This window comes from Microbacterium sp., from assembly GCF_041909575.1.
Lineage (GTDB): Bacteria > Actinomycetota > Actinomycetes > Actinomycetales > Microbacteriaceae > Microbacterium.
Map to the genome: position 1 here is coordinate 1 of NZ_JAYRDE010000045.1, position 21,514 is coordinate 21,514.

Genomic DNA, 21,514 nt, shown 5'->3' on the forward strand with positions numbered 1-21,514 from the left:
GGGGGGGGGGGCGCCCGGGGCCGGTCCCGGGCGCCCCGCGGGGGCTGACCCCCCGGGGGGGGGGGCCCGCGCGGCGCCGCCACCCGATCCCCGCGGCGACGACGCCGCACGACATCAGAGGAGATGTGATGAAGAAGTCCGGAATGCTCGCCCGCTGCGCGGTCGGAGCACTGGGAGGGATGCTGCTGCTCGGCGCCGCCGGCGCCGCGGTGGCAGATGAAGTGGGCGACGCCGACGTCGACGTCCACGTCGACATCGCGGCGCTGCCGCCGGTCGGCGCGCTGACGATGTCGGTCGCCGCCGATGCCACGCAGCTGTCGGAGGTGGAGTCGGCCGACGCGGACCTGCGCGAGTTCACCGGCGTGCTGCCGACGGTGACGGTGAGCGACGATCGCGAGGAGGTCCCCGCGGATGCCTTCTGGTACGTCGTTGGCCAGTCGTCCGCCTTCGCCGCGGCGGGGGTCCCCGAGCTCGGTCCCGAGCACCTGGGATGGACGCCGCGCCTGCTCACCGAGAACGACGGCGAGGTCGCGGAAGGACCCGAAGTCGGCACGGTGTTCGACGAGGCGCCCAACAACGTGGGACTCGAGGGCGAGGAGTTCCTCGCACTCGCGATCGACTCGACCGGGGCGCGCGCGACGGGCGAGTGGCAGGCGAACGCCGACCTCACCCTCAAGACCCGGGTGGACGTCGCTCCCGGGAGCTACTCGGCCACGATCACCCTCACGCTGTGGGAGGACGCCCTCTAGGGCGGTCGCAGCATGGCCGACCACGCACAGCGCGCCCCGCGCGTCCGGCGAACGCTCGCGCTCTCGACCGTCGCGGTCGTGGCGGCGGGTCTGCTGCTCGCCGCGCCGCCCGCGCACGCCGCCGACGAGTGGAATCCCGACTCGGGCTACACCTCCACCGACAAAGGCGACGGCACCTACACCGTTCCCCTCCTCAACGCGGATGTCCCCGATGTGTCGGTCGAGCGCATCCCCGCGTCCGAGAACGACGAGGGCCGTGACATCTACTACATGATCAGCACGACGATGCACCTGAGTCCGGGCGCTCCCATCATGAAGTCGTACGACCTCGTCAACTGGGAGATCGTCAACTACGTCTTCGACCGCGCGGACATCAGCGATTCGTTCTCGCTGCGCAACGGCCAGACGTCCTACGGTCAGGGCCAGTGGGCGTCCTCGCTGCGCTATCACGACGGCAAGTGGTACGTCGCGTTCAACACGAACAACCTCGGCGGGTCGTACCTCTATGTGACGGACGACATCGACGAGGGCGCGTGGGAGCGGATCGCGCTCGGCCGCGCGTACCACGACCCGTCGCTGTTCTTCGACGTCGACGGCACGCCTTACATCTTCTACGGCTCGGGGTCGACCAGCGCGGTGAGGCTCAGCAGCGACCTGAAGACCGTCGTCGCGGAGTATCCGCAGATCCTCCGGACGTCCGACTACCCCGGAGCATCCTTCATCGGCGGGCTGTTCGAGGGCGCGCAGGTGCAGTACATCGACGGCCAGTACTACATCGTGATCATCACGTGGCCGTCGGGGCAGGGGCGGCAGGTCGCACTTTTCCGGTCGGACGAGCTGCTCGGACGGTACTCCACCGCCGACGGGAGCAACCCGTACGAGGCGAAGGGCGTTCTCAACTCGAACGGCTTCGCGCAGGGGAGCCTCGTCCCGATCTCGCGGGAGGACGGCGGGACGGACTGGTGGGGCATGTTCTTCCGCGACACCTTCCCGATCGGGAGGATCCCGGCGCTCATCCCGGCGACGTGGTCCGACGGCTGGCCGACCTTCGGCAACAACGGATCCGTTCCCGTGAACGGCGCGTTCCCGAAGCCGATCGAGCTGAGTCCCGAGGAGGCCCTGTACGAGCGCCAGAAGAGCATCATCGCGTCGGACGACTTCGACAATGACGCTCCCGAGCCCGCCTACATGGACGAGGACTGGACGATTCCGGCGCCGCCGAACGTCGACCAGTCGCTCCTCGGGGTCGAGCTGCTGTCGAATCCGGGATTCGAGTCCGGGACGACCGGGTGGATCGTCAACGACAGCGCCACGCTCATCGCGTCGACGGATGCCGCCACCGGGACCGGCTCGCTCCGGGTGAGCGCTCGCACCACGACCGGTTCCGGACCGGCGCAGGACGTGACCGGCAAGGTGCAGCACAACGTGACGTACGACGTCTCGGCGAAGGTCAAGTACGACAATCCCAACAGCCCCGCCACCAAGCAGTTCCTGCTCACGGCGCGGTACGGCTCAAGCACCTTCACGAACCTCGCGAATGTGACGGCCACGAAGGGCCAGTGGGCGACGATCTCGGGCAGCTTCACGGTGCCCGCATCGCAGAGCCTCTCGTCGATGCGCATCTTCGTGGAGACTCCGTGGACGAGCACGGCCAACGCGCAGGCGGCCCCCGACACGCACCTGATGGACTTCACGGTCGACGACGTGTCGCTCAAGGGGAGGCCGCTCACGGCCGAGCTGCCCCACCCGGACGAGATCGCTCCGAACGGCTCGCGGCTCGCCCTGCAGTGGGAATGGAACCACGCTCCGGACAACCGCTACTGGTCGCTCACGGACCGGGAGGGATGGCTGCGCCTCACGTCGGGCAAGGTCGTCACAGGCAGCACCCGTCACTACAAGCTGACCAACGATGACGAGGCGACGTACCTCGAGGAGGCCCGCAACACGCTGTCGCAGCGCACGTTCGGACCGAGGGAGTCGGCCGAGACGAAGGTCGACATCTCGGGGATGAAGAACGGCGATGTCGCGGGGCTCGCCGCGTACAACCGCGGCTTCTCCTACGTGGCGGTCAAGCGGGTGAACGGCGTCAGCACGATCGGCGTGGTCAACCGGGTCCAGCCGTTCGCGGCGACGATCGACCAGGCGGCCGTCGAGGCGTTCATCCCCGGCACCACGGCATCCCTCGGGGCGGCCGGGGTCGTGCACCTCAAGGCCGACCTCGACTTCGCCAACCCGGCGGGGCAACTGTGGACGACGTTCTCGTACAGCGTGGACGGCGTCACCTGGCAGCAGCTCGGCACCCGCGTCGGGCCGCAGACGCTCGACGGCGCCCTGACGCACTTCATGGGGCACCGGGTCGGGCTGTTCTTCTACTCCACGCAGGAGGCCGGAGGTCATGTCGACTTCGACCACTACCTGCTCAGCGACACACTGACGTCGCAGAGCCTGGCGCTGGACAAGAGCGACCTGGATGCCGCGATCGATCATGCCGCCACCCTCGACGAGCAGGACTATCCGGAGGCGGAGTGGGCCGAGCTCGAGGAGCTGCTGGCGGAGGCGGAGGCCGCGAGCGGCGCGACCCTGGGAACGCAGAACCAGATCGATGCCCCGGAGCGGGCGCTGAGTCTGCAACTGGCGCGCCTGGGCACCCTGAAGGAGCCGGAGCCGGCGCTGGACGTCACGGCGGCGGCGGCGACCCGCTGCGTGTCCGGCAAGGTCGTGCTCACCGTGCAGGTGGACAACGACGAGGAGGTGCCGGTCGCCCTGACGATCTCCACCTCCTACGGCACGAAGTCGATCGCCTCGGTGGCGGCGGGCAAGGCCGCATCGGCGGCGTTCACGACGCGGCAGAGCGGGATTCCCGCAGCGACTGCCGCGGTCGATGCGGTCGCGACGGTCGGCGGGGAGCAGGTCGAGATGTCGATCGACGCGCCGTTCGCCGCCCGGTCCTGCGGCTGAGCCGAGCAGGGGGTGACCCGGCGGGCCGCCGGGTCACCCCCTCGTCGGGGTGATGTCGCCGAGCTTCCAGGTGCGGTCGAAGTAGGGCTCCAGCGGACCGTAGAGCCGGAAGTAGCTGAACCAGTGCGCGCCGGGGCTGGTCTGGACCCAGTTCGACTCGCCCGACGGGGGAGCAGCCGGACCGAAGTGCAGGTCGACCGAGCCGTCGGGATTGACCACGAGGTCGCCGTCGCGGGATCCGCGGTCGCCCCGCTGCTGGTCGTTGTCGATGAGGCAGCGGGTGGCGGCGTCGTAGACGGTCGCCGACCAGAAGAGCTTCGCGGGAACGCCGGCGGGCACGTGCAGGGTGTAGTCGCGCCCGCCGTCCAGCCATTCGCCGTTCGCATCCGTGTACGAGCCGAGGTAGGCCTGTCCGGCGCCGGGGGTCGTGCTCTTCATCGCCTCCGAGAAGCTGACCGCCTCGTAGAACCACGAGGCGCGCTCGAGCAGCTCGTCGTAGCCGTCGCCCCGCTGCGCCGGGTTGTCCAGGACGATGGCCTGCTCCCACGCGCGGTCCGGCCAATACGCCCCCTGCGGGAAGCGCTTCGCGAAGGTGTTCGCCTGCGCCATCAGCTCGCCCGCTGCCGCCCCCTGTTCGAGGATGCCGGTGAGTCGCGCGTCGGGCTCGAAGGGCTTTCCCCGCTCGATGCCGAGCTGCCGGAGCATCGCCAGGTAGAAGCGGTCGCGCTCGTCGACCACCTCGGTCTGGTAGATCGCATGCAGACGCCGCCAGTAGTCGAGGCCGCGCGGCTGGTCGCCGCTCCACGGACGTCCGTCCGGCGAGACGATGCGGGTGGGAGCCGGGTTCGCGCGACGCGCGTGCGGGTAGATGCGCACCGCGCGCACGAGTTCGTCGGAACGGGCCGGGTCGGGGTCCAAGGTGCGGAAGCCGAACATGATGTTCACTCCCGACGACCGCAGCACCCGGTCCGTCGCCTCGAGGTCGTCCGGCGCGTCCTGCCCGGGGGCGACGATGACGTACCGTCCGCCCTGGCCGCGGTCCGGACCCATCTCGCCCATCGCGCCGACCTCCCGCTGCCAGAAGTCCGACACGCCGCCGGCGGTCGGCCCGGCGGGGAGCTCGATCACCAGTGGGCCGGTCTCGGACAGGTCGAAGAAGTTCAGGATGTACGGCGTCGTGGCGTTCGCCGTGATGAGGCCGAGGCGGTCGCGGTACGTGAGGTACCTCACGAGGTCGCTGCTCGTGGCGCCGAACACGTCGTAGTGCTGCGTCTTCCACTGCGCGTACGACACCAGTGGCAGCGCCCAGAGGTAGGCCTGGCAGGCGAGCTGGTAGTCGAGCTCGTCGAAGATCGCCGGGATCGCCGACCGCGCCGGCAGGTCGTTGTCGATCGGGATGCCGGCGAGCCGGCCGGGAAGGTCAGGGTGCACGGTGGGTTCCTTTCAGGGGCGGGTGCGGCTAGAAGGCGGCGATGCCCTTACCGATGAGGCTGACGCCGATCACGAGGAGGAGGACCGCCATGATCACCGCGTTCTCCTTCGCGAGCCAGGTGCGCAGCGCATCCAGCGGTCCGCTCAGGCGCGCTGAGGCGATCAGGTAGGCGACGACCGGGACGAGCACGGTGGAGGCGGCGATGACCGTGAAGACGGCGATCACGACGACGACCTCACCCGTTGCGAGTGCGGCCGAACCGACGGCGACGCCGGCGGCCGCGGCCATGAGCAGATTCTTGGGGTTGATCGCGGACAGCAGGAACCCCAGTCCGAACGCCGTGGCGAACCCGATGCGGTCGATGGCCTGCATCCACTTCGGCAGCACGGGCTCCTCACCCGCCTTCGGCCGCCCGCGCCATTGCCGCACGGCGAGCAGCAGGAGGAGCGCGCCCAGGACGAGTTGGATCACGGCTTTGACCGGCTGAGATCCGTCGTCGCCCGTGTCCGGGAGGACGGACGAGAGGAGCACGAAGACCGTCACGGCCAGGACGATGCCCGTCAGCCAGCCCAGGAGGAATCCGACGCTCGTGACGCGCGCCTTCGGCGAGAGGAGCATCAGGATCGCGGCGATGACCGGGATCGGGCTGATCGCGATTCCGAGGGCGTACGGCAGGATCTCCCCGATGGCGTGATTCATGGTGCGGGCGCTCCTAGTTGCTGCTCTTGGTGATGTGGTCATCGGCGATCACGACCGACGGGTCCTCGGCGGAATCGGCGGCCTCGGGGAACAGTCGCGCCTTGAGCCGGTCGCGCCACGACGCCGGCTCGGGAGCGAGCGCGGCGACGGCGGCCCGGTTCGTCGGATAGACGCGCGCATTCCCGAGAATGCCGAACCGGGTGAGCCTGGGCCGAGCGGTCGTGCGCACGCGGCTGAACGAGACCGTGATGCCGGCATCCTCGATCCAGGTGCGCAGAGCGGCGAAGGACTCGGATGCCGTCACATCGACATCCGTCACGGCTTCCATGTCGATCACGACGTGCTGCACCGCAGTCGCGCCCCCGGCAGCCGTGACCGCCGCCTTGACGGCCTGCGCGAAGACGTCGCCGTTGGCGAAGAAGAGGGGAGCCGCCATGCGGACGACCACCACTCCGGGCGCCGTCGTGGAGCCGGAGGGCGCCCCTTCGAGCAGCGAATCGGCGGGATTGTCATTTCGCGCCAGCACGTCGATCGCGGGGTTGGCGGCCCGCCGCGCGAGGTTGACGAGTGCCAGCACGAACGCGACGACGATGCCCGCGATCGAGCCGATGAACAGCGCCACGAGGAAGCAGGTCGCGCCGATCCAGAATTCGAATCGATCGAGGCGCCACAGGCCGATGAACTCGCGTACCCCCAGCAGCGGAAGGATCGCGATGGCCACGATCGCGCCGATCGCGGGGGACGGGATGTCGGCGAGGAGCGCGGTGCCGAAGAGGAGGAGCACAAGCGTGCCCACAGCGAGCACGAGCGACGGGAGCTGCGTGCGCGAGCCCGCCTGATCCATGGCCGCCGTGCGGCTCGTCGACGATCCGACGGCGAAGCTTCCCTGCGCCCCCGCTGCGATGTTGCCGAGGCCGAAGGCCACGAGATCGCGGTTCGGGCTGGTCGTGTAGTGGCGCTTCTCTCCGTAGGACCGGGAGACGAGCAGCCCCTCGGCCGTCGTCACCATCGTCAATGCGATCGCCGACGGCACGAGGGCGAGCCAGGCGGACCACTCCAGGATCGGCCAGGTCAGGGTGGGCGGACCCGCCGGGACTTCGCCGAGCACCGCGACGCCGGCGCCGTCGGCGTCGGTGAGGGCCACCACGACGGTGGAGACGATGAGCACGACGAGGGCCCACGGCACGAGCGGCAGCAGTCGGCGCCCGCCGAGGAGGATGGCGATCGATCCCGCGGAGATCAGGAGCGACCAGACGTTGAGCGACGGAAGCCCGGTCACAAGGCCCACGACCTTATCGACGAACTCGCCACCCGAGTCGATCGTGATTCCGAGCATCTTCGCCACCTTCGAGACGAGGATGTCCAGCGCCAGACCGCCGACGAACCCGACCAGGATCGGCTTTGAGAGGAAGTTCGCCAGGAAGCCGAGACGGAACACGGCCAGCAGGAGGAACAGCACGCCGCAGATGATCGCCTGGGCGAGCGCCATCGTCGCGTAGCTCGCCGATCCGGCCACCGCGAGCCCGCCGATCGACGAGGCGACCAGGGCGGCGGCGGCGGCATCCGGTGACGCCACCACCTGACGCGAGGAGACCACGAGGGCGTACACCACCGTGGGAACGATCAGCGCGTACAGTCCCGCGGTGGCGGGGAGGCCGGCGATCTGCGCGTACCCGATGTTGAGCGGGATCGCGATGGCGATCAGCGTCACGCCGGCGAGCAGTTCGCGAACGAGGTTCTTGCGGGTCAGGCCGGCGAGCGGTCGTTGCACGGAATCCTCCAGGGTCTCCCGCGAGGCTATCGCGCCCCGCGTGCGTGCTCGGCTGCACGCGGAGGGGATCGTGTAGACGGCCACCGGGTCCTAGGATCGCGACAGGGCGAGAGGAGCGGCACATGGGTGAGCACTGGTCCGGCTCGGGGACGCCGGAGGATCCGTGGCAGCTGAAGACGGCGCCGCTGTCGTCCGCGTACACGATGCACCGCGACGACGCGAGCGAGCCGGCGCTCCTGGTGTGCCAGGTGGGATCGACGAAGCTGACCTATCTCGCCCGCGCCGTCGACGACCTGCACGCCGAGCTCCTGCGCCGCGGCGACTGGGTGGACCTCGGGGCTGCGGACGAGAAGAAGGAGCCGGCCCCCGGCACCGTCGAGGCGTGGGGCCGCGCCGACGACAATCCGGTCGGCGGCTGGTACGGGCAGCGCAAGGGCTACCGGGGCCGCTTCGGCATGTACCTTCCCCCGCTGCTCGAGGCGCTCGGGCTCGTCGAACTCGAGCACAACCCCCGCAACAACCGGGTCCGGGCCATCCCCGGGGACTGACGATGGGTGCCGCGTCTGCCGAGGTCGATGCCTGGCTCGAGGCATACGACAACCCGCAGAGACCTCTCCTCGCGGCGGTCCGCGCGGTCGTCCTCGATGCCGACCCGCGAGTGACGGAGACCATCAAGTGGCAGGCCCCCACGTTCGTCTACCGAGGCAACATCGCATCCTTCTTCCCGAAGGCGAAGGCGCATGTCGCGCTGATGTTCCACACCGGGGCGACGCTCGACGACCCGACCGGGCTGCTCGAGGGCGACGGAGCGGTCTCGAGGGTGGCGCGGTTCCAGGACGCCGAAGACCTCGCCGCGAAGAAGGGTGCGCTGCAGGGACTCATCCGCGCGTGGATCGAGGAGCACGAGCCACCGGCATCCTGAATCCGCAGCGCCTCAGGTCAGGTAGGGGTCGACGAGCAGAGGACCGCGGATGTCGCGCCGCGCGTCGATGCGGCGCTCGAGCCCCTTCCGGCTCCACGCCGTGAGCGGCTGGTCGTAGGGGCCGAGCGGTTCGAGCCTGCCGGTGCGGATCCGCACCACCTCCCAGCCCGCGGAGCGCAGCGCGCGGTCTTTACGCCGGTCGGCCTCCTCGCGCTTGCCGACGTGCTCGAGGCCGTGCCGGCCCGTGCTGTCGTATTCGACGGCGACGCGCAGTTCGGGGAGCAGGAGGTCGGGCCACACCTCGACGTGGTCGAAGAACGGTCGCGCGACCCGCACGGCATTGAGCCCCGGCGTCACGGCCAGACGCCCGAACAGGTCGGCGCGCAGCTGCGCCTCGACCGCGGACGCCGGCTTGGGCGCGCACCCCGACACGAACGGCTCACCGGTCGGCAGCGCGGGCGTCTTCGGGCACAGCTGCACCCGGCGAGGGGGCGTGCGCGGACGCAGGACGGCGCGGCCGACCGGGCTCGCCACGGCGGCGGGCACGGGGGAGCCGGCAGCGGGCACGACGTCCCGCATCGGCAGCGCCCGTGCCGGGCGTGCGAGCTCGGCGCAGTCCGGGCACCAGGCGGAGCGGCGACGCTGGCGGCCGGGCCGGTTGCGCTGCTCGTCGGGCGTCGCGGCGAAGGTGTGGCCCGCCTCGCACTGCCACAGCAGCAGCACGTCCGCGGCCGGCGGGATCTGGGTGAGCACGATCCCCGCGTTGAGCTCGGGGTGGTACTGGCGGATCAGCGCGGGGTACGACGCCCACGCCTCGCGGTAGCTCCCGACCGGATACGGGACCTCGGCGCCCTTGGAGAACTGGCGCCGGGCCCACCACAGTTCGACGCGCTCCGCCATGCGAGCACGGTAGCCGCGCCTCCCGACATCCGCTTCCCGCCGCCGAGTTGCTACTTCGCGCGGCTTCGGCGCGGCCAGAACGACCGCAACCGGCAACTCGCGGTCGGGGAGGGGCGAGGGCGGGCGATGTCGGCCGGGGGTGAGACGATCCGGACGACGGCACGGCACGGGGAGGGCGGCATGCGGGGCGAAGCGACGGTGCTGCACGCGGACCTCGACGCGTTCTACGCCTCGGTGGAGCAGCGGGATGCGCCCGCGCTGCGCGGGCGGCCCGTCATCGTCGGCGGCGGCGTCGTGCTGGCGGCGAGCTACGAGGCGAAGGCACGCGGCGTGCGCACCGCGATGGGCGGCCGCCAGGCGCGCGAGCTCTGCCCCGACGCCGTGGTCGTGCCCCCGCGCATGGAGGCGTACTCGCAGGCGAGCAAGGACGTCTTCGCCATCTTCCGCGACACCACGCCGCTCGTCGAAGGGCTCTCTATCGACGAGGCGTTCCTCGAGGTCGGGGGCCTCCGCCGCATCGCGGGCACCCCCACCGAGATCGGCGCGCGCTTGCGGGCGCGAGTGCGGACGGAGGTGGGACTGCCGATCTCGGTCGGCGTCGCTCGGACGAAATTCCTCGCCAAGGTCGCCAGCGCCGTCAGCAAGCCCGACGGGCTGCTCGTGGTCGAGCCCGAGCGCGAGGAGGCGTTTCTGCTCCCGCTGCCGGTCGAGCGCCTGTGGGGCGTGGGCGCGGTCACAGCAGAGAAGCTGCACCGCCTCGGCATCCGCACCGTCGGGCAGCTCGCCGAGCTCGAGGCAGCGACGGCCGAGCGGCTGCTGGGCAAGGCCGCCGGGGCGCACCTGCATGCACTCGCCCGGCTGCGGGATCCACGCCCCGTCGACACGACCCGGCGGCGCGGATCGATCGGCTCGCAGCGCGCGCTGGGCAACCGCCCGCGGACGGCCGACGAGCTCGACGTGATCCTCACCCAGATCGTGGACAGGCTGAGCGGGCGTCTCCGCGACAGGGATCGCGTCTGCCGCACCGTGGTGCTGCGGCTGCGATTCGGCGACTACGCCAAGGCGACGCGATCGCACAGCGTGCGGCATCCGACCGATCGCACGGCGACGCTGCTCTCGGTCGCGCGCGCGCTGCTCGCCGCGGCGCAGCCGGAGATCGAGCAGCGCGGCATCACCCTTATCGGCGTCTCGCTGTCTCAGCTGGGACGAGTCGACAGCATCCAGCCCGAGTTGCCGATCGACTGGGACGACGGCGCCCGCCTCGACACGGTGCTCGACGCGGTCCGAGATCGGTTCGGCGCGGCATCCGTCTCACGCGCGGCGCAGCTCGGCCGGGACCCCGGCTGGTCGACCCCCGTCCTCCCCGAGCACGAGTAGCCCGCGCGGGGGGTCACTCGCGGCGGTGGTAGCCGGCGTCGCGGTGCTGGGTCATGACCGGAACCGCGACGGCCGCCGAGATGCAGAGCACGCCGGCGATGAAGATCAGGCCGGGGAGCACCGGCGACGCGAACGAGGCGCCGACGAGGTACATGCCGCCGAGCAGCAGGATGGCGTAGAGGGCGAAGAGCATGGTCCACCTCCGGGATCGACACCCCCTTCCTACTCCCGTTCGGCGCCCAGCGCGCCGGGGTTGACGCGGAGCGCCCAGGGCGTCTCGGCAGTGGCGTGCGCGGCGCCGGCACGTGAGAATGTGGCGCATGAGACTCGTGCAGATCGCGCAGCACGCCGACGACCTCTCGCGGGCCGCCGACTTCTACACCGTCCTCCTCGGGGCCGGCCCGACGGCGACGTTCGATCCGCCGGGACTGGTGTTCTTCGACCTCGACGGCGTGCGGCTGCTGCTCGACCGGAGTGCGCCGTCGTCGCTGATCTACCTCCACGTCGACAATGTGCACGAAGCCCTCGAGCGACTCGACGGACTCGCCGAGGTCGTCTCGCACCCCCACGTGATCTTCACGCACGAAGGCGACAGGCTCGGGCCCGACGGTCACCAGGAGTGGCAGGCGTTCGTCCGCGACTCCGAGGGCAACACCGTCGGCCTGATCGCCTTCCAGCGGCCCTGACGCGCCGCGGGTCACCGAACGAGGAGAATGAGCGAGTGGATGCCGCGTTCCCAGCCTTGACCGAGATGCCCGCGCCGCAGTTCGTGATGTCTGCCGAGGGGCATCGCATCGCGACCTACAGCTGGGGCGACGACGACGCGCCGACAGTGCTGTGCGTGCACGGCTTCGCGTCGAGCTGCCGCGACAACTGGGTGAACACGGGGTGGGTGCGAGACCTCACGCGTGGCGGATTCCGGGTGCTCGGCGTCGATCAGCGGGGCCACGGCGCGAGTGACAAGCCGCACGAGCCGGAGGCGTACGGCATGGATGCGCTCACGGCCGACCTGGTCGCGGTCCTCGACACCTATCTCCTGGACTCGGTGCGGTACGCGGGCTACTCGCTCGGCGCGCGGGTCGGCTGGCAGCTCGCCGTCAACGCACCGGAGCACGTGGAGCGGGCTGTGCTCGGCGGCATCCCCGACGGCCGGCCGCTGGCGCGGCTGCAGATCGAGCAGGCCCGCGCGTACGCCGAGCGCGGGACGCCCGTCGAGGATCAGGTCACGCGCAACTACGTGACGCTCGCCGAACGGGTCCCTGGCAACGACCTGCGGGCGCTCGTCGCGCTCGCCGAGGGCATGCGCCTGGGCGACGCGGACCCCGACCCGGCGCGTCCGCCGCAGCAGACCGTGCTCTTCGCCACCGGCTCCGAGGACGCGATCCTCGAGCGCTCCCGCGGCCTTGCAGCCGCGACACCGCACGGCGAGTTCGTCGAGCTGCCCGGTCGGCATCACTTCAACGCGCCCGGCTCGCGCGACTTCCGGCGTGCGGCCCTGGAGTTCTTCGGCTCGGCCGGCTGATCGGCGCGGCCGTCAGTCCGGCAGCCCCCAGAACGGTCCGCGCAGGCCGACCTCGGCGAAATACGCCTTCGCCTCGGCCGGCTCCCGGCGGGTGTACGGCGACGACAGCCGACCGTCGTACCAGTGCGCCGCGAGGCGCCAGAGCGTCGCGAGATCGAACACGGACCCGCGCGCCTGCCCGGTGCGGGTGAGCCAGTCGTCGATGCACGTCTCACCGCAGAAGATGCGCTGATTTCCGCACGTGTGCACCACGTCGTCCCAGACGTGGGCGGCGGGCACGAGGAAGTGCGCCAGCTGGTCGCCGGACGGCGGTCCTTCCGAGGTCACCACCCAGGCGTGTGCGCGGTGACACGCGGGGCACGTCGTCGCAACGAGAACCTCGGGTTCGCCCCGGACGAGGTTCGGGATCGCGAACGAGTCCCACGCGCAGCCGCCCCACCACAGCGTGTCGCGGCCTTTGACGGAGAAGTGCAGATCGATCGAGGCGAACGGGTGCGCCAGGACGATGTCGCCGCGCGCATCGAGGACGAGGTGCCTCGTCTCGGCCAGGATCCGCACCGCGCACTCGACCTCGGCGACGGAGATGCCGGTGGTGGCGACGACCGCCTCCCGCGACGGCGGTCGCCCGTCCTCGGCGAAGCCGCGGTAGATCGCGAGCCGCACGCGCTCAACGGCATCCGTTCCCGGATCGTCGTCCTCATCGCCCATGGCTGAAGCGTACGCCCGTGTCGAACGCGGCACTGTGGTGCTCCGAACGTCGGCGGGAGAGGCATCCTGCTCATCTCGATGTGATCACGGGGCGCAGTCTGCGCGGCCGACGGCGTAGCCTGAGAGAGTGAGCGCCTACGTCTCGGCGTTCGAGTTGTTCTCCATCGGCGTAGGACCCTCGAGCTCCCACACGGTCGGACCCATGCGGGCCGCCCTCGACTTCGTCGTCCGTCTGCGCGCCGAGGGGCTGCTCGATCAGGTCAGACGGGTGACCTGCACCCTGTACGGCTCGCTCGGCGCCACCGGCATCGGCCACGGCACGCCGGATGCGGTCGTCGCCGGCCTCATGGCGCTCGAGCCCGAGACGGTCGACCCCGACGTGGTGCGCGCGGCATGGAGTGCGTGGCCGGACGGTCGCGACCTGCCCCTCGGCGGCACCCGCGCCGTGGCGTTCTCGAAGGACGACATCGCCTTCCGCCCGCGCACGAGGCTCCCCGGTCACCCGAACGCGATGACGCTCGAGGCGTGGGCGGCGCCGGCGGCCGGGCCCGCCCGGCAGGCGGTCGCGGACGCGGCATCCGCGGTCCGCGAGACGGGCACCGCGCGCCCCGCTCGGGACGTGCCGGCGATCGCCGACGACACCGGGCTGCTGCTGCGCGAGACGTACTACTCCGTCGGCGGAGGCTTCATCCGCCGCGACGGGGAACCGCCGCGCGTGCAATCTCGGGGCTATCGGTTCGACTACGGCACCGCGGAGGAGCTCCTCGCCCTGTGTGACGAGCACGGGCTCACGATCGCCGAGCTCGCGCGCATGAACGAGGAGGCGCTGCGCGACGACGAGGAGATCGCCGCCGGGCTCGACGCGATCTGGGACACGATGGCCGCGTGCGTCGACGCCGGTCTCCACGCCGACGGCGTTCTCCCCGGGATGCTGCAGGTCCGGCGTCGCGCCGGCGCCATCCGGCTGCAGTTGGAGGATGCCGAGGCCGACGGACGTCGCGAGCTCCCGGGCGAGTGGCTCGGCGCCTTCGCGCTGGCGGTGAACGAGGAGAACGCCGCGGGCGGGAGGGTTGTCACCGCTCCGACGAACGGCGCGGCCGGCATCCTTCCCGCGGTCGCGATGTACTGGTGGCGATTCCTCGCGGACTCCGGACTCGGTGCGGGCAACGCCGTGACGCCGTACGGAGAGCTGGTCGGAAGCGCTCTGCTCGGCTACGACGGTCACGCCGCGGCGCCGGAGGAGGCGGCCGCGTGGGACGAGGCATCCGTCGCCGAAGCCAACCGCCGGCGCGGCATCCGTCGCTTCCTGCTCACCGCCACCGCGCTGGGTTCTCTCTTCAAGGCGAATGCCTCGATCTCGGGCGCCGAAGGCGGATGCCAGGCCGAGGTCGGCTCGGCGTGTGCGATGGCGGCCGGTGGCCTGACGGCCGTGATGGGCGGCACCAACCGTCAGATCGAGAATGCCGCCGAGATCGCCATGGAGCACCACCTCGGACTGACGTGCGACCCCGTCGGCGGGCTGGTGCAGATCCCCTGCATCGAGCGCAATGCGATCGCGGCCTCGACCGCCGTCACGGCCGCCCGCCTCGCCCTGCGTGGAGACGGGAGCCACTACGTCTCGCTCGACACCGTTGTCGAGACGATGCGGCAGACCGGCATCGACATGTCGCACAAGTACAAGGAGACGAGCGAGGGCGGCCTCGCGGTGAACGTCATCGAGTGCTGACGAATCTGGCACTCTCCGGGGTCGAGTGCTAATCTGGAATCAGTTGAGTCGAGTCGACTCAACTCTACGATTCGAGAGGAGATCACCATGGCCACCTACGACCCGTTCCGCGAATTCGACCGGCTGGCGTCGAGTCTTCTCGACCCGCGCCGGGGTCCGCGCATCATGCCGATGGACCTGTACCGCGACGGCGACCACTACGTCCTGACCGCCGACCTGCCCGGCATCGACCCGGGCTCGGTCGACATCGACGTCGACGGTCAGCTGCTCACGATCCGCGCCGAGCGCTCCGTCCCGACGGGCGAGGGCGTGAAGTGGATCACGCGGGAGCGCGAGGGTGCCAGCTTCCTGCGCCAGCTCAGCCTCGGGCAGGGCGTCGACACCGAGCGCATCTCGGCGAGCTACGACAACGGCGTGCTGAGCGTCACCATCCCGGTCAGCGAGAAGGCGAAGCCGCGCAAGATCGAGGTCAGCGCTCCCGGTCAGTCGCAGGTCCTGCGCACCCACGAGAGCAATGAGGAGCCGCAGCGCATCGAGCAGTGAGCCGCGGGCTCCGAGCAGGTCGGAGCCGATCCGAGTCGCCCCGCGTCGTCCCGACCGGGGCGACTCGGCGTTCGAGGCGTCCTACCCGCCGCCCCGGCGGCCGCGCCGGACCCGTCCTATGGTCTCGCCGATCGCGACGGCCACCAGGAGCAGCGCCGCGAGCACCGTGAGCAGCAGCACGTCGAGCGTGCCGAGGGCGAGCGCGACAGCGGCGAGCGCCGCCAGCGCGAACAAGCCGACGACCTGCGCGCGTGGCCACCGCCTCTCGAGCCTGCGGCGGAACAGCACGGTGCCGGTGAGGAACAGGAGCGGGCCGCCGAGAACAGTGATGGTGGGTGCGAGGCCGTGAGCGTGCGGATGCGACAGCGCCTCTTTGTCGCCGACGCTGAGCAGCACCAGCCCGGCGATGATCGCGAGGTGGATCCAGGTGTACGCGGTGCGGGCGAGCCGGCCCGGTTCGTCCGACGCCTCGATCGCCTCGGAGCCGATCCGCTCGCCGTGATCGAAATAGATCCACCAGGTGGCGGCCGCGGCGACGAACGCCGAGGCCATCGCGATGACCGACTCGGGCGACGACTCCTTCGCCGTGAAGGCGAATCCGGTGACCAGGAGGCTCTCGCCGAGGGTGATCAGCACGAACAGCGCGGTCCGCTCCGCGATGTGCGGCCCGGAGAGGTCCCACGCGCCGATCAGCACGCGCCCGTGCCGCGGCACCGGATAGCCGAGCACGGTCCCGAGCAGCTCGAGTCCGAGTGCCGCGAGCCAGAACGGCAGCTGCCAGGGGAGCGGCAGCAGCGCGCCGACGATCCACAGCACGGCTCCGCCCGCGGTCCAGACGAGCACGCGGACGAAGTCCTTCGACACCTCGCGGTCGTGACGCGCCGTCGCCCACACGATGAACCCCGTGCGGCCCACCTGAAGCACGACGTAGGCGATCGCGAACGCCCACGCGCGGTCGCCGAACGCCTCGGCGATCGACACGCTGAGCACGAGGGCGAGGAAGGCCAGTGCGATGACCGCGCCCCGCACGGGGAGCTTCGCCGGGTCGAGCCAGTTGGTGACCCAGGTGGTTGAGACCCAGGCCCACCACAGCGCGCACACCATGATGACGCCCTCGAGCACGCCGACCGGCGTCTGGTTCTCGTACAGGTAGGCCGACAGCTGCGTCAGGGCGAACACGAACACGAGGTCGAAGAACAGCTCGACGTACGTGACCCGGTCGGCCCGCGGAGAGTCGGTCGGTCGCATCACGTCGCGGATCATCCCGAAGGCCATGGCTCATCTTGGCACCCCGCCCGCCGAGGGCGGCGCGCCGGTCGTAGGCTGTGGCCGTGGCCGAGTACGTGGTTCCCGCGCCGAAGCGCCGTCGCGGCCGACCGCGCACGGGAGAGTCCGACGCCCGCGACCGGATCATGGCCGCGGCGGTCGAGGAGTTCGCCGAGGCCGGCTACGACGGCGCCACGATCCGGGGGATCGCCGCGCGCGCGGGCGTCGACTCCGCACTGGTCCACCACCACTTCGGCACCAAGGCCGATCTCTTCGGCGAGACGATCCAAGCGCCGATGCGCCCCGATCTCGCGCTTCCCGAGATCCTGGCCGGCCCTCGCGACCGGATCGGCGAGCGCATCGTGCGGTACATCCTCGAGACGTGGGAGCAGCCCGAGGTGCGACGGCGCGGAGTGGTCCTGCTGCGGAGCGCGATCGGCAACAAGCTCACGACGCCGCTGCTGGCAGGCTTCCTCTCCCGAGAGCTGCTCTCGCGCATCGCCCGATCGCTCGACACCGCCGACGCCGATCTGCGAGCGGCACTCGCCGCTTCGCAGATCGCGGGCCTGCTGATCGCGCGCTACGTCCTGCGGCTGCCCGCGCTGGCCGAGGCATCCGTCGATGACCTCGTCGACCGCATCGGCCCCACCATCCAGCGCTACCTCCTCGGCTGAGGCCGCTCTCGCCCGGCAGATCCCTTGACCCCGGCCCGCACGAGGCGAATAATTCATCGAGTGATGAATAAATCGTCCGGCGTCGCGGTCGAGGTCCGCGGGCTCCATGTGCGGCGCGGCCGCACCGAGGTGTTCACGAGCCTCGACTTCGACATCCCGCGCGGCCAGATCACCGGCCTCATGGGACCCTCGGGCTGCGGCAAGACGACGCTCATGCGCTCGATCGTCGGCGTGCAGAAGGTCGACGGCGGCACCGTGACCGTCCTCGGAGACCCTGCCGGAACTTCGGCGCAACGCCGTCGCGTGGCCTATGACACGCAGGCCGCGTCGGTCTACGGCGACCTCACGATCGAGCAGAACCTCCGGTACTTCGCGCGCATCATCGGTGCGCCGCGATCCGACGTCGACCGCGTCATCGAGCAGGTCGGACTCGCCGGTCAGGCGCGGCAGACCGTCGACTCGCTCAGCGGAGGCCAGGAGAGCCGGGTGTCCCTGGCGGTCGCCATGCTGGGCGACCCCGAGCTGCTCGTGCTCGACGAGCCCACGGTCGGACTTGATCCGGTGCTGCGCGCCGAGCTGTGGGACCTCTTCCGGGGCCTCGCCGCCGACGGCGCCACGATCGTCGTCAGCAGTCACGTGATGGATGAGGCGCTGCGCTGCGACCGCCTCATCCTCATGCGCGCCGGCCGGATCATCGCCGACACCACACCCGACGGCCTGCTCGCAGACACCGGCGAGACGGATCCGGATGCCGCGTTCCTGCGCCTCATCGAGCGCGACGTCGCTGCGGCGGGGCATCGACCATCCAGCCGCCGCGAAGCCCGAGAGGAGACGGGCGAATGAACGGCGTCCGCACGCTCGCGACGGCGGCAAGGATTCTGCGCCAGCTCAGTCACGACCCGCGATCGATCGCGCTCATGCTGATCGCGCCCAGCCTGCTCGTGGGCCTGTTCGCGTGGCTGTTCAGCGAGCAGGACGGCGTCTTCGACATCTACGGCCCGCCGATCCTGGCGCTCTTCCCCTTCATCATCATGTTCCTGATCACGTCGATCACGACCCTCCGGGAGCGGCGGTCCGGAACGCTCGAGCGCCTGATGACCACTCCGCTCGGCAAGGCGGACTTCATCGTCGGCTACGCGCTCGCGTTCGGGCTGATGGCGATGCTGCAGGCCGTGGTGACCGTGTCGTTCGCCGTGTGGGTGTGCGGTCTCGAGACGGACGGCCCGGTGTGGCAGCTCGGCCTCGTCGCCGTCACGGACGCGATCCTGGGCATGGCGCTGGGGCTTCTCGCGAGCGCGTTCGCGCGCACCGAGTTCCAGGCCGTGCAGTTCATGCCGTTGATCGTGTTCCCGCAGATCCTGCTCGGCGGTCTGTTCATGCCACGGGACGAGATGCCCGAGGCGCTCGAGGCGATCAGCAACTGGCTGCCGCTGAGCTACGCGATCGACGCGATCAACGCCGTGACAGCGGGCGACGAGGGGTGGGACGTCTACGGTCCGCTCCTGATCGTCGGCGCCTTCCTGCTCGGCGCGCTGATCCTCGCGTCGCTGACGCTCCGCCGGCGCACGCCGTGACCGTGTGGGCCGCAGGCGGCTGACCGCCGGGCTAGCAGCCGGGCTGCTTCTTGCGCAGCTTCACGGTCAGGTCGCGCAGCTGTGAGAGCTCCTCGTCGCTGAGGAGCGACATCCGCTCGGCGATCGCGCGTCCGTGGGCGCTCGCGAGCCGGCGGAACAGGGCGGCTCCGGCATCCGTCGCCCGCACCAGCGCACCGCGGCCGTCGTCGGGATCGGCGCACTTCGCGATGAGTCCGCGCGCGGCCATGCGGTCCACGAGGCGGGAGACGCTCGGCTGGCTGATGAGCATGTTGGCGGTGACGTCGCGCAGGCGCGCGGTCATGTTCTCTCCGCGCGTGACCGTGAGCAGCACGTCGTACTCGGCCTGGCTGAGGGTGTCTTCGTGGAAGTCGTCGTTGATGTCGTCGAAGACCTCGTGCTGCGCACGGAACAGGCTTTCCCATGCGTCGATGGCGAGGCGGCGATCCGTCATAGCGACAAGAGTACGACCAAAGCGGACCCCTAGGCTGGGCGCATGGCGACAGTCCGGTCCGTGTCTCGGCGCGCCCGCGCGCTGGTGGTCGTCGCGCTCGCGCTGGTGCTCGGGTTCGGCTTCGCGGTGGAGCCCGTCGCCGGGGAGCGGATGCCTCGTGCCCTCGCGGACGTGAACGACTTCGCGTTCGAGAGCCTCGACGTCGCGTACGAGCTGGGGCGCGCGGACGACGGCACCAGCACGCTCACGGTGGTCGAGACGTTCGTCGCCGTCTTCCCCGAGTTCGACCAGAACCGCGGCATGCAGCGCCGCATCCCCGACGCATACCTCGGTGCGCCGCTGCATCCCCGTCTGGTCTCGATCACCGACGGCGAGGGGAACCCGCGCGAGTCCGAAGCCGAGTCGGACGAGGACTATTACGTCATGACCTCGCGAGCGGGCGACTTCGTCCACGGCCGCCAGACGTACGTGTTCACCTACACGCTCGAGAACGTCACCCGGCACTTCGCCGACACCGCCTCCGACGAGTTCTACTGGAACGTGAACGGCACGGAGTGGTCGCAGCCGTTCGGCCGCGTCACGGCGACCGTGCGGATGTCGCCCGATCTCGCCGACGCGCGTACGGGTGCGCAGACCTGCTACGTCGGGTACGAGGGATCCTCGGATCCGTGCGCCATGCTCGCGGAGGTCGGCGACGCCGAGATCGAGGCGACCGCCGGTCCCGTGCTGCCGTACCAGACCATGACGATCGCGATCGGGTTCGATCCCGCCACGTTCGAGGAGTTCGACGCGTCGTACTTCGCGTCGCCGTGGGGGTGGCTGCAGGCGGTCGCGGCCCTCGGTCTGGTCGGAGCGGTCGTGTGGGCGCTCGTCGTGCGCCGCCGGAAGCTGCGCGACGAGCCCGGCCGCCCCGTGATCATCGCCGAGTACACCCCGCCGCGCATGGTCGACGCGCTCGAGGCGGCCGTCATGCTCGGACTCACCACCAAGGCGATCCCGGCCGAGGTCCTCGAACAGGCCGTCGCCGGCAGCATCCGGATCGTCGAGGGCGAGCGGCGGTTCTGGGGCGGGGTGAAGCTGAAGGCGCAGCTGGTCGACCCGTCGAAGGCCGACGGCGATGGACGGATGCTGCTGGACGGCCTCTTCCCGGACGGCATGCCGGGCGACGAGTTCGAGTTCGGGAGGACGGACACCCGCTTCTCGGCCGCGGCGCAGGGCATCCTCAAGGCGGCGAACCAGGAGCTCGTCAACCGCCGGCTGCGTCGAGAGGTTCCGGCCCGGGTGCGGGTGTTCCCGCTGCTCGCGGCGATCGGCTCGACGGTGCTCGTGTTCCTGACGGGGTTCGCGGCGCTGGACGCGATGGTGCATCCTCTCGTGCCGATCCTCGTGATCGTCGGCTCGGTGCTGGGCACGATCGTCGTAGGGGCTCTGGTGTCCCGCAGGCCTCTGACCGCCCTCGGAGCGGAGACCCGCGACCACCTGCGCGGCCTGAAGGAGTTCATTGAGTGGGCCGAGGCCGACCGTATCCGCATGCTGCAATCCCCGCAGGGCGCTGAGCGCGTGCAGGTCGACACCACCGATCGGGGCGTGATGCTCCGCCTGTACGAGTCCCTCCTGCCGTACGCCGTGGTCTTCGGGCAGGAGAAGGACTGGGCGAAGGAGCTCGCGGTGCTCTACGGAGCGGGCGCATCGCCCGTCTGGTACGCCGGCAGCGGCGGATTCGACGCCTCGTCGTTCTCATCGGGGATCTCGACCCTCTCGGCGAGCACCGCATCGTCGTCGTCCACCTCGGGCGGTTCGAGCGGCGGTGGCTCCGCCGGCGGCGGCGGAGGCGGAGGCGGCGGCGGGGGCGTCTGAGCGCACGCGGGCGATCCGGCCGCGGCCGAGGTCAGAAGGGCGGTGGGTCGGCCGAGGTGCGGAACCGCACGGTCCCCGGGGGCTCGTCGACGTGCACCCGACCGATCGGGCTGGTCCATTCGAGGGTTCCGTCCGGGCGCTGGAGCACAGTCCAGTCGGAGGAGTGCTTGAGGGAGTGGTGTCGCCGGCAGAGGTGCGCGAGATTGCAGGTCGCCGTCGCCCCGCCGCGTGCGGCATCGATCGTGTGATCGACATCGCACCTGTGGACGGGCATGCGGCACCCGGGGAACCGGCATCGGGCCTCGCGCGCGCGCCGCCGGCGCCGCGGCGCCTGCCGCGGGGCCCGACCGGGGGGCCCGCGGTG

Annotated in this window: 22 protein-coding genes; 13 read left to right on the plus strand and 9 right to left on the minus strand. The window is 70.8% G+C overall.

The genetic code is table 11. From position 1 onward, the window contains the following. Positions 1–128: 128 nt before the first annotated feature. Positions 129–749, plus strand: a complete 621-nt coding sequence (locus ACE3O1_RS08075; protein WP_374314276.1) for a hypothetical protein — start codon at positions 129–131, stop codon at positions 747–749. 12 nt (positions 750–761) lie between these two features. Next, positions 762–3,707 carry a family 43 glycosylhydrolase gene (locus ACE3O1_RS08080; RefSeq protein ID WP_374314278.1) on the plus strand — a complete coding sequence of 982 codons (2,946 nt, stop codon included), beginning with the start codon at positions 762–764 and terminating at the stop codon, positions 3,705–3,707. 33 nt (positions 3,708–3,740) lie between these two features. Here the strand turns inward: ACE3O1_RS08080 and ACE3O1_RS08085 are convergent, their stop codons facing one another. The 3 genes from ACE3O1_RS08085 to ACE3O1_RS08095 are packed head-to-tail and all read right to left on the minus strand — an operon-like array spanning position 3,741 to position 7,609. Further along, a complete protein-coding gene (locus ACE3O1_RS08085) occupies positions 3,741–5,138 on the minus strand; it encodes a DUF1254 domain-containing protein (RefSeq protein ID WP_374314280.1) in 1,398 nt (465 codons plus the stop codon). Positions 5,139–5,166: 28 nt separating this feature from the next. Further along, complete coding sequence (locus tag ACE3O1_RS08090) at positions 5,167–5,838, minus strand: GAP family protein (RefSeq protein WP_374314283.1); 672 nt, start codon at positions 5,836–5,838, stop codon at positions 5,167–5,169. 13 nt (positions 5,839–5,851) lie between these two features. Continuing rightward, positions 5,852–7,609 (minus strand): SulP family inorganic anion transporter, encoded by a 1,758-nt coding sequence (locus tag ACE3O1_RS08095; RefSeq protein ID WP_374314285.1) that lies wholly within the window; start codon positions 7,607–7,609, stop codon positions 5,852–5,854. Positions 7,610–7,731: 122 nt separating this feature from the next. Between ACE3O1_RS08095 and ACE3O1_RS08100 the strand changes: the two genes are divergently transcribed. Together ACE3O1_RS08100 and ACE3O1_RS08105 are read left to right on the plus strand one after the other, a co-directional pair. Beyond that, positions 7,732–8,157, plus strand: coding sequence for a DUF6855 family protein (locus ACE3O1_RS08100; RefSeq protein WP_374314287.1), 426 nt, complete (start codon positions 7,732–7,734; stop codon positions 8,155–8,157). Positions 8,158–8,159: 2 nt separating this feature from the next. Further along, entirely contained in the window at positions 8,160–8,531 is a 372-nt protein-coding gene (locus ACE3O1_RS08105; protein ID WP_374314289.1) for a DUF1801 domain-containing protein, read from the plus strand. Between the two features lie 12 nt (positions 8,532–8,543). On the opposite strand, the gene ACE3O1_RS08110 is transcribed toward ACE3O1_RS08105, so the two are convergent. Continuing rightward, entirely contained in the window at positions 8,544–9,431 is an 888-nt protein-coding gene (locus tag ACE3O1_RS08110; protein ID WP_374314291.1) for a zinc-ribbon domain-containing protein, read from the minus strand. Positions 9,432–9,611: 180 nt separating this feature from the next. Between ACE3O1_RS08110 and dinB the strand changes: the two genes are divergently transcribed. After that, complete coding sequence (dinB, locus tag ACE3O1_RS08115) at positions 9,612–10,808, plus strand: DNA polymerase IV (RefSeq protein ID WP_374314293.1); 1,197 nt, start codon at positions 9,612–9,614, stop codon at positions 10,806–10,808. A 13-nt stretch (positions 10,809–10,821) separates the two neighbouring features. Here the strand turns inward: dinB and ACE3O1_RS08120 are convergent, their stop codons facing one another. Then, complete coding sequence (locus tag ACE3O1_RS08120) at positions 10,822–11,001, minus strand: hypothetical protein (protein WP_374314295.1); 180 nt, start codon at positions 10,999–11,001, stop codon at positions 10,822–10,824. A gap of 127 nt (positions 11,002–11,128) precedes the next feature. On the opposite strand from ACE3O1_RS08120, the gene ACE3O1_RS08125 reads away from it, so the two are divergent. Further along, entirely contained in the window at positions 11,129–11,494 is a 366-nt protein-coding gene (locus tag ACE3O1_RS08125) for a VOC family protein (protein ID WP_374314297.1), read from the plus strand. A 65-nt stretch (positions 11,495–11,559) separates the two neighbouring features. Beyond that, entirely contained in the window at positions 11,560–12,330 is a 771-nt protein-coding gene (locus tag ACE3O1_RS08130) for an alpha/beta fold hydrolase (RefSeq protein ID WP_374314299.1), read from the plus strand. A 12-nt stretch (positions 12,331–12,342) separates the two neighbouring features. Here the strand turns inward: ACE3O1_RS08130 and merB are convergent, their stop codons facing one another. Beyond that, positions 12,343–13,038, minus strand: a complete 696-nt coding sequence (gene merB, locus ACE3O1_RS08135) for an organomercurial lyase (RefSeq protein WP_374314301.1) — start codon at positions 13,036–13,038, stop codon at positions 12,343–12,345. Between the two features lie 127 nt (positions 13,039–13,165). Here merB and ACE3O1_RS08140 point away from each other — a divergent pair, with 127 nt between their 5' ends. Continuing rightward, positions 13,166–14,764: an L-serine ammonia-lyase, iron-sulfur-dependent, subunit alpha gene (locus tag ACE3O1_RS08140; protein WP_374314303.1), complete on the plus strand. Its 1,599-nt coding sequence runs from the start codon at positions 13,166–13,168 to the stop codon at positions 14,762–14,764. A gap of 87 nt (positions 14,765–14,851) precedes the next feature. Next, the gene (locus ACE3O1_RS08145) at positions 14,852–15,307 is read left to right on the plus strand and encodes an Hsp20/alpha crystallin family protein (RefSeq protein WP_374314305.1); all 456 of its coding nucleotides are present in this window, start codon (positions 14,852–14,854) and stop codon (positions 15,305–15,307) included. Positions 15,308–15,388: 81 nt separating this feature from the next. Here the strand turns inward: ACE3O1_RS08145 and ACE3O1_RS08150 are convergent, their stop codons facing one another. After that, positions 15,389–16,555, minus strand: a complete 1,167-nt coding sequence (locus tag ACE3O1_RS08150; protein WP_374314321.1) for a low temperature requirement protein A — start codon at positions 16,553–16,555, stop codon at positions 15,389–15,391. 83 nt (positions 16,556–16,638) lie between these two features. Between ACE3O1_RS08150 and ACE3O1_RS08155 the strand changes: the two genes are divergently transcribed. From ACE3O1_RS08155 to ACE3O1_RS08165, 3 genes are all read left to right on the plus strand, one after another. After that, positions 16,639–17,247 (plus strand): TetR family transcriptional regulator, encoded by a 609-nt coding sequence (locus tag ACE3O1_RS08155; protein WP_374314307.1) that lies wholly within the window; start codon positions 16,639–16,641, stop codon positions 17,245–17,247. 63 nt (positions 17,248–17,310) lie between these two features. Then, on the plus strand, positions 17,311–18,090 hold the full coding sequence (locus ACE3O1_RS08160; RefSeq protein WP_374314309.1) for an ABC transporter ATP-binding protein: 780 nt from the start codon (positions 17,311–17,313) through the stop codon (positions 18,088–18,090). Next, a complete protein-coding gene (locus ACE3O1_RS08165; protein WP_374314311.1) occupies positions 18,087–18,821 on the plus strand; it encodes an ABC transporter permease in 735 nt (244 codons plus the stop codon). The genes ACE3O1_RS08160 and ACE3O1_RS08165 overlap by 4 nt, the downstream gene beginning before the upstream one ends. Before the next feature lie 31 nt (positions 18,822–18,852). Here the strand turns inward: ACE3O1_RS08165 and ACE3O1_RS08170 are convergent, their stop codons facing one another. Continuing rightward, positions 18,853–19,293, minus strand: coding sequence for a MarR family winged helix-turn-helix transcriptional regulator (locus ACE3O1_RS08170; RefSeq protein WP_374314313.1), 441 nt, complete (start codon positions 19,291–19,293; stop codon positions 18,853–18,855). Between the two features lie 42 nt (positions 19,294–19,335). Here ACE3O1_RS08170 and ACE3O1_RS08175 point away from each other — a divergent pair, with 42 nt between their 5' ends. Continuing rightward, positions 19,336–21,150, plus strand: coding sequence for a DUF2207 domain-containing protein (locus tag ACE3O1_RS08175; protein ID WP_374314315.1), 1,815 nt, complete (start codon positions 19,336–19,338; stop codon positions 21,148–21,150). Positions 21,151–21,181: 31 nt separating this feature from the next. On the opposite strand, the gene ACE3O1_RS08180 is transcribed toward ACE3O1_RS08175, so the two are convergent. Further along, the gene (locus ACE3O1_RS08180) at positions 21,182–21,424 is read right to left on the minus strand and encodes a hypothetical protein (protein ID WP_374314317.1); all 243 of its coding nucleotides are present in this window, start codon (positions 21,422–21,424) and stop codon (positions 21,182–21,184) included. Between the last annotated feature and the right edge of the window lie 90 nt (positions 21,425–21,514).